Here is a 15,036-nt window from a genome sequence, read left to right on the forward strand (position 1 = left end):
ATTTCAACGAGCGGCATCCCTTTGGGGTGCCGCTCGTTGCATAGGGTCAGCAAATGATCATTGCCGGAGCCTGGAGTAAAACTCCTGCAGCAGTTGCCTTGACGCTCACCTCACAGGTCAACGGCAAGAACCTCACCCTGACCGCGCCCGTTGACTCCGCCGATCTCACTATCGATGCTGCCGGCTGTGTACTCACGATGAGTCTGGGGATAGACAGAACCAAGACCGGCAACTTCCTCTTGGATCTAGGCCTGAGTGCATTCCTCTCCAGTTACGGTGCCAAGGAACTGATGTACGTGGGTTCAGGGCCTGCTGGAGTGGATCCACTGCTCGTGGGGGGTGTGGCCACCTCAGGGCGTGTTGCGGTGGATCTGGAGCTTGAACTACACCTCAGTGCCGGTCAATCCAGACGTCGTGCGCACTGTTGACCAACACATCAGTCACTCCGGGCTGACGAACAAGGGCATCGAGGGGACCAAGACCCAAGTACTCCCGTCGCAGTTCTGCCACGAGCGACATGAGCGCGCCTTCACCGAGCACGATGCCTTCGTCGAGCAACGCTGCAGCCACTTCAGCCGGCAAGCGGGTTCCGGTCGTCGTGACGATCAAGAAGCACTCATACTGGACTACGAGTGCGCCGTACAACGGTCGCTACCTGATTCCTGTGAGCACTGAGAATCGTGAAGCTGCAGGCATCAAAGCCGGCGAGAGCATCACGGATGGATTGGCAGTCGAACCGGCCCCTCGTGAAGTCAGCGTCCCGGCCGACCTCGCCTCCGAGCTGCGGAGAATATGACGGCGAGAGACTCCTTCGCAAGCCTGTCCTTCAGCAATCATCGCGGCTACGTGCTGTGGATTGAAGATGCCAAGAAGGACGAGACCCGATCAGCGCGAGTGCTGAAGAGCATCGAGTCCCTTGAAGCAGGAAAGAAGACGCACTGAGGCGAGCACACGATGATGTGAGAGATCTGCGGCAACCAGTTCAGCGATCTGCATTGCTTTGCAGCCACAAATGGGGGAATGCGATCGCGTTGTCTTCTGGACGAGAAGCAGATGAGCCGATGGAATGCGTGGATGGGCGGCGGTACGCGTAGATTGAGCGATACGCGTAGATTGTGTGTGAACTGCTAGCTTCACGCCGACAAATAGCTCGTGCAAACAGCACCACACCTTCACGAAGATCCCACGAGAATTCATTCCTCTACATAAGGGCTCCAGTTCCACGTGCCACATTCCATCTCACTGAAACAACTTCATTCACGGGCTTAGACATCCTGATCCGGATCTTCATATCTGCTGAGATCTCTTGCGGTCTGTCGCTTGGCATTTCGCTCCCACAACGCTAGCGAATCCTCACTGGTCAGGAGGCAATCACACTCGGGGCAGTCCCGCGCAAAATGAAATGTAAATCCGACATTCAATTGGCGAAAAGCGGTTGACGCTCACTCTCAGTGCACTCATACTATCAGTTCTGCGCTACCCAGAGAGGTGCCCAGTGCTTTCCGACTGAGAGGTGGCGAGATGTTGCGATCATCTTCAAGCCGAATTGCACGGAGCTTGCTCGTGATATTGATTGTGACATTTGCCGTCACTGCGATGCTGAGTCTGGCTCCTGGTTCCGTTGCCGGCGTGATCCTGGGCGAGAATGCCACGGCTGAGCAGGTGGCAGCACTAAATGAGAAGCTGGGATTGAACCAGCCAATTCTGGTGCAGTACTGGAATTGGATGATCAATGCGCTGCAAGGAGATCTAGGCAACTCAGCAATCACAGGTCAGTCGGTAACGTCTGCCATCATCGAGCGAATTCCCGTCACACTTGAGTTGGCAATTCTTGCGGTTTCGATGGCACTCGTCATTGCAGTGCCCCTAGCGATCATCTCCGCCACGCGCCCGGGTTCTCGCACGGATCGAGTGATCAATGCATTCTCGTCGATGTTCCTGTCGATCCCCGCGTTCGTTGCTGGGCCCGTGCTCATCTACCTGCTCGCAGTGCAATTCAATCTCTTCCCGGTCAACGGGTGGAGTCGCATCGAGGAAGACGGACTCCTGCTGAACTTGCGTTCTGCATTTCTCCCGGCTCTTGCAATTGCCCTTCCCGAGATTGCTTCCTTCCACCGGCTCTTACGCACCGATCTCATCACCACATTGCGCGAGGACTACATCGCAGCAGCACGGGCAAAAGGCATGACTGGATCATTTGTGCTGGTGCGGCACGCACTTCGTCCGTCATCGTTCTCCCTTGTCACCCTCTTCGGCATCAACCTCGGTCGAGCAATTGGTGGCGCGGTCATCGTGGAGAGCCTGTTCTCGCTGCCTGGCTTGGGACAGTTGGTGGTCACTTCCATATCTGCGCGCGACATCACGATGGCAACGGGTGTGGTCGTATTCACCGCTGTCGTCTATGTCGTAATCAATACGTTCATTGATTTCAGTTACGGATTCTTGGATCCAAGAGTGCGCAAAGGATCAACCTCATGACGACAACCGTGCATACAAGCGATATGGCGGAGCCGCTATCCGGCGGAACAGGCCTCGCCCCCGCAAATGATCCGCTGGTTCCGGCGACGCAGAAGACGCGCTCCGTCATGGTGTATCTATCGTTCGCGTGGCTGGCGTTGGTTGTCTTCTCGGCGCTGTTTGCCAGCCTGCTGCCGATTGGCTCCTACGAGGTTCCTATAGGAAGGCCACGCCAGCCCCCACAGTTCGGCTCAATTGAGATGCTGCTGGGCACTGATCAACTTGGTAGATCCGTTCTGGCCAGGCTCGTCTATGGAGCAAGAGTCTCACTATTGGTCGGAACCGTTTCAGGGATAGCCGGCTTCACCATCGGTACGACGCTGGGGATGATCGGCGGGTACTTCGGACGAAAGATTGATGCGGTCATCACTATTGTCACTGATGCCCTCTTGGCCTTCCCCGCGCTGATCCTCCTGCTTGCGCTCTCTTCCATCTTGACCCCGAGTTTGCAGACGATGATGATCGGATTGACCCTCATTGTGGTGCCCACGTTCGTGCGATTGTCGCGGGCGACCACGATTGCATGGAATGCTCGTGAGTTCATCCGAGCAGCGCGCAATATGGGAGCTGGAAACACCCGGATCATCGCTAGGGAACTGCTGCCGAATGTACTGCCGCCAATCGCCACCTACCTGCCGATTGTCATCGCAGCTCTCATCGTCGCGGAAGGTTCTTTGAGCTTCCTTGGACTCGGCATCCCTCCGCCAACTCCAAGCTGGGGCGGGATGATCGCATCCGGCAAAGACGTGATCGCCAACTATCCAGCCTTGGTATTCATTCCAGCAGGAGTCATCTTCCTGGCTGTGTTCTCACTCAATCAGGCTGGAGACTTTCTCCGGGTTCGCCTTGATCGCACGATGCAGGACTAGTACCAACGAGTGGGGAATGCATTCATCATTCACAACACAACCGAAGGGAACTCGATGAAACGAATGAGAAAATCGATCCTCACCACCACCATGGTGAGTGTCGCAGCACTCGTGCTTGCGGCATGCGGTGGAGGTGGAGAGGCAGACGTATCCAGCACAGGTGGAACCACCTCAGGCGAGCCTGTAGCGGGCGGTAGTGCATCACTCCTGATGATGACGGAGCCAACCAGTCTGGATCCGGCGAAGATCACGGTGGGTTACTCGGGAAGCGCTCCCGTGGGAACCTCGCTCTACGGAACGCTCTTCACGCAGGACCTCACCACGTACGAATTGATACCCTCAATCGGAGAGAGCCTGACGTCGAGTGACGCTGGCAAGACCTTCGACCTCAAGCTCCGGCCTGGCGTCACCTTCAGCGACGGCTCCGCACTCAATGCTGAGGCCGTGAAGTTCAATTGGGATCGCATGAAGAATCCCGAGTTGGGATCCGCTTCGTTGGGCACAGCTGCGCAGGTGACCTCTACCAAAGTTGTCGATGACCTGACCATGCAATTCACAATGGGAGTGCCCAATCCGAACTTCGGGCAGGGCATCACAGTCTCGTCGCTGAACTGGATCGCTTCCCCTGCCGCGCTGGAGAAGGGCTCAGAGGCGTTCGATGCAAATCCCATTGGTGCCGGTCCCTTCACATTGAAGAGCTGGATTCGCCAGGACAAGATGGAACTGTCCAAGAACCCCTCGTACTGGAATGCGCCAAAGCCGTACCTCGACTCCCTCACGATCCGCACGGTGCTGGATTCCGCACAACGCCTGAACACCCTCCAGGCAGATGGCGTGGATATTGTTGTGGATAACAAGGCCGACAACACTCAGAAGGCCGAGGCTGCCGGTTACGGCACCTACCAGGTGATGCTCAATGGCGGCAATGGCTTCGCCTTGAACTTCCGCAAGGCGCCATTCGATGATCCCAAGGTACGAGAAGCCTTCGTGAAGGCGATCGATATCAGCCTCATCAACGAGGTTGTCTACGAAGGCGGGGCAGAACTGCCAACATCGCTGTTCAATGCTGATGCCCCGTTCTACACCGGAACGCAGATCACGCAGTTCAATGCCACCGAAGCGCAGGCGCTCTTCGATGAGATTGCAGCAAAGCAGGGAAAGCCCGTGGCGATCACGCTGACCGCGTACTCGCTGCCACCGAGCAATACCGTCGCTCAGGCGATCCAGGCACAGATGTCGACCTACAAGAACGTCACCGTCAAGGTGGAGGAGTTCGACTTCCCCACTGCACAGGGCAAGTCGCTCAGTGGTGACTTCCAGGCGATGAGTTCCGGAACGAACTTCCTGGATCCGGAGACCCAGATGTACACCTGGTTCCACGGGGATTCGAAGGGGAACACCAGCGGCATCAATGATCCAGTGCTCAATGATGCGCTCGACACCGGACGCCAGGCCACTGACATCGGTGAGCGCAAGGATGCCTACGCGATCGCTCAGGATCGGATTACGTCGCTGAATCCTTACCTCTGGTACGTCTCACCTCAGGGCTTCTTCTGGACAGGAAAGAAGTTCGGAGGCGGCATCGAGTACTACGGCAGTGGCTCACTTGTCACTGAAGGACTGTGGATGCAGCCATAGAAGTGCGGATTGCTGACAGCTCCATTTGATTCCCAGGAGGCCCGACTCATCATGACGAACACCACCCCCTTGCTCGAGGTGCAGCATCTACGAGCGCATATCGGAACCCCACGAGGGTCCGTGCGCGCTGTCGATGATGTCTCATTGAACCTTGAGGCAGGGCAGGCGTTGGGAGTCGTTGGTGAGTCGGGCTCTGGGAAGTCCATCATGGCCCGGGCGATCATGGGCCTGATGCCCCCACGCTCAGCCTGCACAGGCGAGGTTCGCCTTCAGGGAAGAGACCTCTTCTCGCTTTCCAAGAAGGAGAAGCAGGAACTGCTGGGCAATCAGATCGCCATGGTGTTCCAGGACCCGGGGCGATCGCTGAACCCAGTAGTGAGGGTGGAGCGCCAGATCTCAGAGGGCATGCGAAAGCATCTCGGCGTCAGCAAAAGCGAGGCTCACACCCGCGCCCTGCAGCTTCTCGTTGAAGTGGGGGTCCCGGATCCTGAACCTCGTCTTCGCAACTACCCCCATGAGATGTCTGGAGGCATGCGCCAACGCGTCATGCTTGCCATCGCGTTGGCGTGTGAGCCAGTGCTGCTGATTGCCGACGAGCCCACCACCGCACTGGACGTGACGATTCAGCGGCAGATCCTTGATCTTCTGAGATCTGTGCAGCGCGAACGCGGCATGGCCATGATGCTCATCAGCCACGATCTTTCAGTCGTGGCCGGCAGAACGGATCGTGTATCGGTGATGTATGCAGGGAGGCTGTCCGAGACTGGCCCCACTCGCGAAGTCTTCGAGTCCCCCCGACACCGGTACACCGAAGCCCTTCTTGGCGCTACACCATCGATTGCCACGGGACGGCATCAGAGGCTCCGCGTCATCGATGGCTCCCTGCCTGATCCCGTGAGCCCCCCGGAGGGATGCCGCTTTGCTCCGCGATGCGAATTCAGCACACCTGCGTGCATCGATCCAGGACCAGCGTTGACCACAGCGAGTACAGAACACCAGTTCGCCTGCCTGCACCCTGTCGAGCATGCAGCGCGGGACACCGTGAACGTTGGACAAGGGGGACGCTGACATGGCTGGTAGCGGTACAGCACACCTGCGTGACGAACAAGCACTGCTTTCGGTCAAGGATCTGGTGGTCGAGTATCCGACTTCAGGCGGCTTGGTCCAAGCAGTATCGAAAGTGAGCTTCGACGTGGTACGCGGCGAGACCTTGGGCATCGTTGGCGAGTCTGGTTGCGGAAAGTCCACAACAGGCCGATCAGTGCTTCGACTCGACCGGTTGACATCGGGACAGATCTCCTTCAAAGGCGAGTCAATCGAGCGTGCAAGCGAACGCGAGATGCGCAAGCTTCGACGCGAGATGCAGATGATCTTCCAAGATCCGATCGCCTCGTTGAATCCGCGGAGAAGGGTGGAAGACATAGTCGTCGAGGGCCTTGCAGTAGCCAAGCGGCCGGAGGAGGAGCGGAAGCAGACATCGAAAGATGTGCTGAGCCAGGTCGGACTGTCGGGTGAACGGTTTGCCAAGGCCTTACCGCGGGCTCTCTCAGGAGGCCAGGCGCAAAGAGTCGCGATCGCACGTGCGTTGGCCCTGCGCCCTGACCTCCTCATTTGCGATGAGCCGGTTTCGGCACTTGATGTATCCGTTCAAGCACAGGTTCTGAATCTCCTTGAAGACCTCAAAGCCGAACACAACCTCACCATCATCTTCATCTCGCACGACTTGGGCGTAGTACGCACAGTGAGTGATCGAGTGATGGTGATGTACCTGGGTAAGGTCTGCGAGTTCGGTGAGCCGGAGGCTGTCTACAACCACCCAGCTCACCCATATACTCGCGCGCTCCTGGACTCCGTGCCTCAGGCAGATCCTGACGTCGCATTCGGAGGGCCTGCCCTCGAAGGCGACGTTCCTTCTCCTCTTTCGCCCCCCAGTGGTTGTAGGTTCCGCACGCGCTGCCCCAAGGTGCAGGACAAGTGCGCCGCAGAGGAACCGCTCATGCAAGAGGTATCGCCCGGACAATTTGTTGCATGCCACTTCCCGCTTCCGCCTATCCCCAACTCGTCGGTCGAGATCGCGGCACCCTGAGGTGACACATGACTCACAGACTGGCTTTCGTGCCTTACGTCACATGTGTCACCGATGACATCTCGGACCACTTTCACCGATGAGAGGCGCTACTGCTAGAGACCTGCGGCAACCAGTTCAGCAATCTGAACAGCGTTCAACGCCGCCCCCTTGCGAAGATTGTCGTTGCCGACAAACAACACCAAGCCTCGACCGTCCGCTACCGACTGGTCTTGGCGGATGCGACCGACCAGCGACGGATCGGTGCCCGCAGCTGCCAATGGAGTTGGCACATCAACCACTGACACACCAGGTGCGCTGCTCAGCAATGCTGTTGCCTCATCGACAGTGATTGCTCGATCAAACTCAGCGTTGATCGAGAGTGAGTGACCGGTCAGGCAGGCGGAATGGATCTTGACGTGCGGGGCACGGCTGCCTTCGAAGAAGTGGATGTGTCCATCCCCGGAATCGGGAAACTTTCTGACCTGGAGTTACAGGTTCGTGCTCAAATCCCTCTGGCCCAAGTGGCCTGAGTCACCCGAGCGGCCCCAACCCAAGGGTCGCTGGGTACCCTTGACCCATGCCTACAGGAACCGTGAAGTGGTACGACACTGAGAAGGGCTTCGGCTTTCTCGCATCAGACGAAGGTGAAGACGTCTTCGTCCATGTGTCTACGCTGCCTGATGGCGTCACGGCACTCAAGCCTGGAACAAAGGTCGAGTTCGGCATCGTTGACGGCAAGCGCGGTAAGCAGGCACTGTCAGTCAAGATCATTGGCCCGACCCCTTCTGTGGTCAAGGGCAGCCGCAAGCCTGCTGGCGATCTTGCTGGCCTCGTTGAAGACCTCATCAAGTTGCTTGATGGCGTGGCCACGCAGCTTCAGCGGGGTAAGTACCCTGCAGATGTCATGGCACAAAAAACCGCCGCAGTGTTGCGCGCGGTTGCCAACGACCTCGACATTTAATTTCCTGTTAAGGCGTGCTGAGCGCTTGGAAAAATTCAGTTGCAGTCCACACTGCAAGGGCCAATAGCACTAATCCCGAAGCGATACGTACGCGCGATAAAGGGATGCGCTGTTGCAGCCAGCGACCCAGCACTACTGCAATACCAGCAACAGCGATCAGCCCAATCCAAGCACCAACAAATACGGTGAACGGCTGCCCTGTTTTCGCAGCTTGAGCAGCAGCAAAAATCTGAGTGAGGTCACCCCATTCGGCCGCAAAGATCACAACAAAGCTTGTGATGATTGTGCGACGCACGGATTCGGTAGACGACGCGCCAACTTTTGCTAAAACTTCTGATTCTTCAGCTGCTTCTTCTTGTGCTTCCTGGGCCCGCGATTTCAAGCCCCCGCGAATTAAAACGATTGAACCAGCCAAGAAAAATATGGCAGTAACAGCAAGAACCGGTTCCTGCGGCAGAAGTGCAATAAACCCGCCAGCTGTAACGGCGATAAGGCATTGAATGAAGAATGCAGCGCTGACACCGAGCCATACGTAGAGGTGTCGAAAACGAGTCGCGAGCACCAATGATGCAATGAAACTCTTATCTGGAAGTTCAGCAAGGAAAATAACGAAAAACGTCGTTAATGCAATCCCAAGGTCGAACGTTTGATTCAAGGTGAACTACTAGTTCGTGATTTTGAACAACCACAAACCGCGCATCTTGTTGTTGCTGATTGAAGCAACAGCAAGCGGAGTTCCTTCGGCATTCAGTGTTGTGCCAGTTGGAACAGTGAAACGGAAGTAGGTCTCTGTGATGGGTTCTGGACTCAGTGGCTGGCCATTGAAGAATGCGGTCCAACCTTCTTCTGCGACTACTGGGTCAACGCTGATGCCCACGGTGTTACCCACCATTGATGGAACGCTGAGAGCGCTAGGCAGTGCATCTTCCAAGTTGGTGGCCAGGTTTTGGCAGTTAAGGCCTGCTTCGTCGACATTGAAGTCCCAGCACAGTGCCTCTTCATTCACGCTGTTGACGCCGCTGACCACAGACACAGCCGGCGCAGGCTTTGTACATCCGGAAAGCGCAAGAGCAGCAATACCAAGGGCAACGACAGGGGCAATTCGACGAATCATCACGCCCGCAGCCTACGGGATTGCTGGTGTTTTGCCCCCGGGGGTTCAGCACGGGTCATAGGTACGCGAGAATCGACCTGTGACTGACATCGACACTCAAGTGGCCATCGTGGACGATCCGCGGCTTCTTGATGCTCAGGAACTGACCCGCGACGCCCTAATCGGAGAAGTTGGCGCGGAATATGTCGGTGAATTTGTCAGCGCCATGATGGACGCCGATCACATAGCAACCCACCTTTATACCTGTCTCAACCCCGCCTATGTCGGTTGGAATTGGGCTGTCCTTGTCGTGCGTGCGGCTGGCACTGATTCGGTCACGGTCAACGATGTGGTCTTGATGCCGGGGGAGCAGGCCCTGGTTGCCCCAGCTTGGGTGCCATGGAGTGAACGGGTTCAACCAGGTGACCTTGGTGTCGGCGACATCCTGCCCACTCCAGCAGATGACCAACGACTCATCGCCGGACTCACTGGCGAAGATGAACTTGAAGGTGTGGCCTCCCTTGCTCCATTGACGCCAGGTCAGTGGGAACTTGGTCTTGGTCGAGCTCGCGTGCTTTCTCCACTTGGGCGTGAAGCGGCGGCTCATAGGTGGCACGTAGGTGACACGGGCCCGCAGACAGCAATGGCGAGAAATGCAGCCCATGAATGTTCAACCTGTGGCTTCTTGGTAACTGTGGGTGGTGTGGTTGGTCAGGCTTTTGGAATCTGCGCTAATGAACTTGGTGCGGCAGACGGGCGCATCGTGAGTTTGGGCTTTGGCTGCGGTGCGCATTCCGAGGTTCTCGTTGAACCACCCGTTGAGCCCGCTGAGGGATCCCTGCCAGATGAAGCTGGGGATTTAGGCCACTCCTAAACACTGTTCGAATTGAATTCCAGGAGCGGTTACTTCCCTTGGGCCTTGCGCCGCAAAAACACCAAACCTAAAACCCCGCTGGTAATTGCGATAGCTGACATCAGCAGCCATTGCTGGACATTTCCGTCTTGTGTCTTCAAAACGACGGCACCAACGACGCCGGCGATCACCCAAGCTAGCGTGCCAATTCGGACAGCAACTTGCGCTGAAGCCACTGAACCTGGCTCTGCCCGATAGGCACTTGTCCGACTCATGGTGCTGCCTTCCCTCATGTCCAACAGTTGATGGAGTTCTCACGCTAGTCTCCGGCCATTCATCAACCCGAGGGTGCATGTCCATTAGTACCGAGCCAAAATCTGGCTTCGACAAGTATTTCGAACTATCCGCACGCGGATCCAATTACAGCCGTGAAATCCGAGGTGGATTTGTCACCTTCTTCACGATGGCATACATCGTAGTGCTGAATCCACTGATCATTGGTACTGCAAAAGATGTGAACGGTCAGTTCATCGGCGAAAACACAGATGTTCTTCAGTCAATCACGATGGTCACCGCAGCAACAGCCCTCGTTGCTGGCCTCATGACAATCCTGATGGGTGCCATTGGCCGTTTCCCGGTTGCTATTGCTGCCGGCCTTGGCCTCAACGGTTTCGTTGCCTTCACCCTTGCCCCTCAGATGACCTGGGCAGACGCCATGGGTCTTGTAGTGCTTGAAGGCTTGTTGATTCTGTTGTTGGTACTCACCGGCTTCCGCTCTGCTGTCTTCAAGGCAGTGCCAGAGCAGCTTAAGTACGCAATTGGCGTGGGTATTGGTTTGTTCATCACCATCATCGGTTTAGTGGACTCGGGCATTGTTCGCTCGGGTGTTCCACTTATTTCGTTCGGATTCTTCGGTGAGCTTCAAGGCTGGCCAATTCTGACCTTCGTGATCGGTTTGATCATCACCATCGTGTTGTTGGTGCGCAAGGTCAAGGGCGCAATCTTGATTTCCATTCTGGCTACGACCGTGGTTGCAATGATTATTGAAGCCGTGGCAGGCGTTGGAGCCAAGTCAACAGATAACCCACTTGGTTGGGGCCTGAACGTTCCTAAGGTGCCAGAGTCAATTGCTGCTACCCCGGATCTTGGATTGCTTGGTCAGTTCAACCTCTTTGGCAGTTTTGAATCAATCGGCGTTGTTGCAGCAATCCTGGCGATTTTCTCGCTCATGCTCTCTGACTTCTTCGACACCATGGGCACCGCTTTTGGTCTTGCCACTGAAGCTGATTTGCTTGATGAAGAAGGAAACATTCCTCACTTCGAGAGCATCCTTGTTGTCGACTCACTCGCAGCAGTCGCTGGCGGTGTGGGTTCGGTCTCGAGCAACACTGCATACATCGAGTCAGCATCAGGCATCGGTGAAGGTGCACGCACTGGTATCGCATCATTGGTTACCGGTCTGCTGTTCTTGATCGCAATGTTCTTCTCGCCGCTGGTCACAGTGATTCCTTACGAGGCTGCAACGCCGGCTCTGGTAATTGTTGGTTTCTTGATGATGACGCAAATTCGTCACATTGACTTCACCGATTACTCGATCGGCATCCCTGCCTTCTTGACGATCGCCTTGATGCCATTCACCTACTCAATCACCAACGGCATTGGTGCTGGTTTCGTGAGCTGGGTCATCATCAAGATCGCAACCGGCAAGATCAAGGAAATCAACTGGCTGATGTGGGTTATCTCAATCGCCTTTGTTTTGTACTTCGCGATCAACCCAATTGAGCAGCTGCTTGGCGTATCCGGGTAGTAAAGCTTTAAGGTCGGGTCATGAGTCCTAAGGCCCGCCGCATCATCACCCTCGTGGTGCTCGCATCGCTCATCGCGGTGGTGGTTGCGGCGGCGTTCGCTGGCTCATGACCCGACTTTTTGCTTTTCTGCTAGCGCCACTCGTTTTTTTCTTGGGACTCACTCCCGCACGGGCCGCAGTTCCGCCGTGGAACGTTCAATGCACGTTCACTGATCAACGCTTCGATGAAATCAGTGGGATCACTCGCTCGCAAGCATTCCCGGGCACGTTGTACCTTCACAACGACTCTTCAGGAGGGCCGCGAATCTACGCGGTGGATGAACGCACATGTAAAACCAAGGCGACGCTGACTATCCGCGGCGTTCGGTCGCGAGACTACGAAGCGATCGCATCCGGCAGAGATGCCAAGGGTCGTCCAGTTCTCTGGCTTGGCGACATCGGCGATAACAAAGATTCGTGGCCCTTCGTGGAGGTACTTAAAATCCGTGAACCCAAGAGCCTTGACTCACAAACTCTCAGTGCATCGACCTATCGATTCACCTATCCAGATATGTCGCATAACGCAGAGACCCTGCTCGCGGATCCAGCTACTCCTCAGTTATGGATTGTGACAAAACAATTAGCGCACGGAAGTTTGTATGCGCTACCTAATCCACTACAACAAAGAAACACAGCGATTAAGTTGCACACCGAAGGTGGGTTAATCACCGATGGCGCAGTGTCGCCGCAAGGTGACCGCTACGTGTTGCGTACTTACTTTGATGCGACGATCTACCACGGCTTGCCCGTAGGTAAGCCCTCGAAAACCTTTGATCTACCTGGGCAATTACAGGGTGAAGCAATTACTTGGGCAGCAGATGGAAAAGCACTACTCATCGCGAGTGAACGTGATCATCGGTTGCTCCGCGTTGCTATTCCTTAACTAATTCTTACAACTGGTTTGACCGGACGCACCAGCAAGATCACGAGTGCGAGTCCGAGAAAGACAGGAACCATCAAGAACGCAGTGTGGAAACCAACATGATCAGCCAACACGCCTAAGGCAATTGGCGCCGATGCCACAGCGATACTTCCGGCAACGAGGGCGAGTGCTGATGCACGGTCTGTTAAACCATTGGAGACTTGCATTGTTCGTGCGATGCCTAAGGGTGACTGCACGCTGAGCCCAAGTCCGCCAAGTGCCAAGCCCAGGATTACAGCTGGCCACCAGGTAAAACTCCATGCAAGTGCAAAAGCAACAAGTGCGAGCACAACAGAAACACGTAGCAAAAAATCTGCAGGGTGACGCTCTGCAAGACGTGCTCCGATGAGTCGCCCAATCAGCATGCCTCCTGTGATTGCGCCAATGGATGCAGCCGCTGCTCCTGCTGCAAAACCACAACGTTCGCGTAAAAGATCTGCACTCCAAAACGTCATTGAGAACTCAGTGGCCAGAAAGCACATAAACAAACCTAAACTCCAGTACACCTCGCGAGGCATCTTGTCGGTGCGTTCATGTTTGAGTTCTTCAGCATCAGTCCGGTAACCCGACAGGTCTCGACCCCGCGCAAATTCAACGACAATCAACGCGGCAACAGCGACCCACACGCCTGCACGCCAACCGAAAAACGTTGCAGTGGTGACACCAACTACCAGCGGTCCGGCAAGACCCATGAAGGCGGCGACTGCATTGGCCTCAAGGAGTGAACTTGGACCGGCATCTCCTTGATGATCCATCAAGAATGCGTTGAGTCCAGAAGTAAAAAATGACCCACACAGCGCTGCGAAGAAGGCTCCGGCCAAGGTCACGGGGAATGAGCCATTGGGTGTGGTGTAGATCAGGATGCCGATGATGGCTCCGATTCCACCAACCCGCATGACGATTCCACGACCCCATTTGAGCAGTGCTTTACCCGCGAGAAGTGAACCTACGAGGCTTCCTGTTGCAAGGAAGGTTCCATGCAAGGCGGCAATTGAACGAGTGGTTCCCTGCTCGTCACGAAGTAACGCTTGGGTGGCTCCGAAGGCGTAGATGAACCACGCAAAGAAGCCGCCCTGCAAATAGCAGATCCAAGTTGAGCGATCGCGTACCGGACGAGCAGGAGCTAGCGTCACGAAAGCTGAGTAATGACGTAATCAATGCAGCGAGTCAGTGCGCGCACATCGTCAGGATCGACTGATGGGAACACGGCAACTCGAAGTTGGTTGCGGCCAAGCTTGCGGTACGGATCAGTATCGACAACACCGTTGGCGCGAAGTGCCTTGCAGATCAAGGTTGCATCGATTGAGTCGTCGATATCGATGGTTGCGACCACACCTGAACGCTTTGCTGGATCGGTAACAAACGGAGTTGCCAGCGGGTTAGCTTCTGCCCAGTCGTACAACACTCCTGATGATTCAGCGGTGCGGCCTGCAGCCCACTTCAAACCGCCGTTGCTATTGAACCAGTCAACCTGCTCGGCCATCATCAAGATTGTTGAAAGTGCAGGGGTGTTGTAGGTCTGGTCCTGAACCGAGTTATCAATTGCGGTCTGCAGGTCCAAGAACGGTGCGATCCAGCGGTTGGTTGCCTTGATCTCAGCAACACGAGCGATCGCGGCCGGTGACATCAGCGCGAACCACAAACCACCATCTGAACCGAAGCTCTTTTGCGGAGCGAAGTAGTAGGTGTCGAATTCCTTTGCATCAACCATCAGGCCACCTGCAGCAGAAGTCGCATCGATGATCATCAACGCATCAGCGTCAGCGCCAGCAACGCGCTTCGGTGTCACCGCAACGCCAGTTGAGGTTTCGTTATGCGGTGAGCAGTACGCGTCAACGCCGGCTTCAGCAACAAAAGCAGGGGCATCGCCTGGCTCTGACTTGCGGATGGTTGGTTCACCCAGGAACGGCGCATCCTTCACACCGCTGGCAAACTTGGCGCCGAATTCACCAAAGGACAGGAACTGAGCGCGATCCCGGATCAAACCAAAGGCAGCTGCATCCCAGAACGCCGTTGAGCCGCCGTTGCCGAGCACAACTTCGTAGCCCTCAGGGAGGGAGAACAGATCTGACAGACCTGAGCGAAGGCGACCAACCTGTGACTTCACCGTCTTTTGACGGTGACTAGTACCCAAGTAGCTCTGCCATACCGCTGAAAGAGCGTCAACCTGCTCTTTACGCACCTTAGATGGGCCCGCACCAAAGCGGCCATCAACAGGAAGTAGGTCAGTAGGAATCTGGATGTTGTCAGACACAGAACGCTCCATTTG

At 55.9% G+C, this 15,036-nt stretch carries 19 protein-coding genes; 13 read left to right on the forward strand and 6 right to left on the reverse strand.

Annotation, left to right across the window (positions count from 1 at the left end; all coding sequences use genetic code 11):
* Positions 1 to 53: 53 nt before the first annotated feature.
* From PHN51_08265 to PHN51_08300, 8 genes are all read left to right on the forward strand, one after another.
* Positions 54 to 428 (forward strand): hypothetical protein, encoded by a 375-nt coding sequence (locus PHN51_08265; GenBank protein ID MDD2818770.1) that lies wholly within the window; start codon positions 54 to 56, stop codon positions 426 to 428.
* 89 nt (positions 429 to 517) lie between these two features.
* A complete protein-coding gene (locus PHN51_08270) occupies positions 518 to 796 on the forward strand; it encodes a DUF1905 domain-containing protein (protein ID MDD2818771.1) in 279 nt (92 codons plus the stop codon).
* Positions 793 to 942: a YdeI/OmpD-associated family protein gene (locus PHN51_08275; protein ID MDD2818772.1), complete on the forward strand. Its 150-nt coding sequence runs from the start codon at positions 793 to 795 to the stop codon at positions 940 to 942. Before PHN51_08270 ends, PHN51_08275 begins: the two co-directional genes overlap by 4 nt.
* Before the next feature lie 579 nt (positions 943 to 1,521).
* A complete protein-coding gene (locus PHN51_08280; protein MDD2818773.1) occupies positions 1,522 to 2,478 on the forward strand; it encodes an ABC transporter permease in 957 nt (318 codons plus the stop codon).
* Positions 2,475 to 3,386: an ABC transporter permease gene (locus PHN51_08285; protein ID MDD2818774.1), complete on the forward strand. Its 912-nt coding sequence runs from the start codon at positions 2,475 to 2,477 to the stop codon at positions 3,384 to 3,386. The genes PHN51_08280 and PHN51_08285 overlap by 4 nt, the downstream gene beginning before the upstream one ends.
* A gap of 63 nt (positions 3,387 to 3,449) precedes the next feature.
* A complete protein-coding gene (locus PHN51_08290) occupies positions 3,450 to 5,024 on the forward strand; it encodes an ABC transporter substrate-binding protein (protein ID MDD2818775.1) in 1,575 nt (524 codons plus the stop codon).
* Positions 5,025 to 5,075: 51 nt separating this feature from the next.
* On the forward strand, positions 5,076 to 6,092 hold the full coding sequence (locus PHN51_08295) for an ABC transporter ATP-binding protein (protein ID MDD2818776.1): 1,017 nt from the start codon (positions 5,076 to 5,078) through the stop codon (positions 6,090 to 6,092).
* Between the two features lies 1 nt (position 6,093).
* On the forward strand, positions 6,094 to 7,110 hold the full coding sequence (locus PHN51_08300; protein MDD2818777.1) for an ABC transporter ATP-binding protein: 1,017 nt from the start codon (positions 6,094 to 6,096) through the stop codon (positions 7,108 to 7,110).
* Positions 7,111 to 7,205: 95 nt separating this feature from the next.
* On the opposite strand, the gene PHN51_08305 is transcribed toward PHN51_08300, so the two are convergent.
* Positions 7,206 to 7,442, reverse strand: coding sequence for an Asd/ArgC dimerization domain-containing protein (locus tag PHN51_08305; GenBank protein MDD2818778.1), 237 nt, complete (start codon positions 7,440 to 7,442; stop codon positions 7,206 to 7,208).
* Positions 7,443 to 7,475: 33 nt separating this feature from the next.
* On the opposite strand from PHN51_08305, the gene PHN51_08310 reads away from it, so the two are divergent.
* Both PHN51_08310 and PHN51_08315 read left to right on the forward strand, forming a co-directional pair.
* Positions 7,476 to 7,622 carry a hypothetical protein gene (locus PHN51_08310; protein ID MDD2818779.1) on the forward strand — a complete coding sequence of 49 codons (147 nt, stop codon included), beginning with the start codon at positions 7,476 to 7,478 and terminating at the stop codon, positions 7,620 to 7,622.
* A gap of 47 nt (positions 7,623 to 7,669) precedes the next feature.
* On the forward strand, positions 7,670 to 8,053 hold the full coding sequence (locus PHN51_08315) for a cold shock domain-containing protein (GenBank protein MDD2818780.1): 384 nt from the start codon (positions 7,670 to 7,672) through the stop codon (positions 8,051 to 8,053).
* Positions 8,054 to 8,060: 7 nt separating this feature from the next.
* On the opposite strand, the gene PHN51_08320 is transcribed toward PHN51_08315, so the two are convergent.
* On the reverse strand, positions 8,061 to 8,708 hold the full coding sequence (locus PHN51_08320; protein ID MDD2818781.1) for a TMEM165/GDT1 family protein: 648 nt from the start codon (positions 8,706 to 8,708) through the stop codon (positions 8,061 to 8,063).
* A gap of 9 nt (positions 8,709 to 8,717) precedes the next feature.
* Complete coding sequence (locus tag PHN51_08325; GenBank protein ID MDD2818782.1) at positions 8,718 to 9,170, reverse strand: hypothetical protein; 453 nt, start codon at positions 9,168 to 9,170, stop codon at positions 8,718 to 8,720.
* Between the two features lie 76 nt (positions 9,171 to 9,246).
* On the opposite strand from PHN51_08325, the gene PHN51_08330 reads away from it, so the two are divergent.
* On the forward strand, positions 9,247 to 10,020 hold the full coding sequence (locus PHN51_08330; GenBank protein ID MDD2818783.1) for a DUF3027 domain-containing protein: 774 nt from the start codon (positions 9,247 to 9,249) through the stop codon (positions 10,018 to 10,020).
* A 29-nt stretch (positions 10,021 to 10,049) separates the two neighbouring features.
* Here PHN51_08330 and PHN51_08335 read toward each other — a convergent pair whose 3' ends face one another.
* On the reverse strand, positions 10,050 to 10,274 hold the full coding sequence (locus PHN51_08335; protein ID MDD2818784.1) for a hypothetical protein: 225 nt from the start codon (positions 10,272 to 10,274) through the stop codon (positions 10,050 to 10,052).
* Positions 10,275 to 10,351: 77 nt separating this feature from the next.
* Here PHN51_08335 and PHN51_08340 point away from each other — a divergent pair, with 77 nt between their 5' ends.
* Entirely contained in the window at positions 10,352 to 11,806 is a 1,455-nt protein-coding gene (locus PHN51_08340) for an NCS2 family permease (protein ID MDD2818785.1), read from the forward strand.
* A gap of 106 nt (positions 11,807 to 11,912) precedes the next feature.
* Complete coding sequence (locus tag PHN51_08345; GenBank protein MDD2818786.1) at positions 11,913 to 12,728, forward strand: hypothetical protein; 816 nt, start codon at positions 11,913 to 11,915, stop codon at positions 12,726 to 12,728.
* Here the strand turns inward: PHN51_08345 and PHN51_08350 are convergent.
* Both PHN51_08350 and serC read right to left on the reverse strand, forming a co-directional pair.
* Positions 12,725 to 13,900 (reverse strand): MFS transporter, encoded by a 1,176-nt coding sequence (locus PHN51_08350; protein ID MDD2818787.1) that lies wholly within the window; start codon positions 13,898 to 13,900, stop codon positions 12,725 to 12,727. The genes PHN51_08345 and PHN51_08350 overlap by 4 nt on opposite strands.
* Positions 13,897 to 15,021, reverse strand: coding sequence for a phosphoserine transaminase (gene serC / locus PHN51_08355; GenBank protein ID MDD2818788.1), 1,125 nt, complete (start codon positions 15,019 to 15,021; stop codon positions 13,897 to 13,899). The genes PHN51_08350 and serC overlap by 4 nt, the downstream gene beginning before the upstream one ends.
* Between the last annotated feature and the right edge of the window lie 15 nt (positions 15,022 to 15,036).

Source organism: Candidatus Nanopelagicales bacterium, from assembly GCA_028687755.1.
Classification (GTDB): Bacteria; Actinomycetota; Actinomycetes; order S36-B12; family S36-B12; genus UBA11398.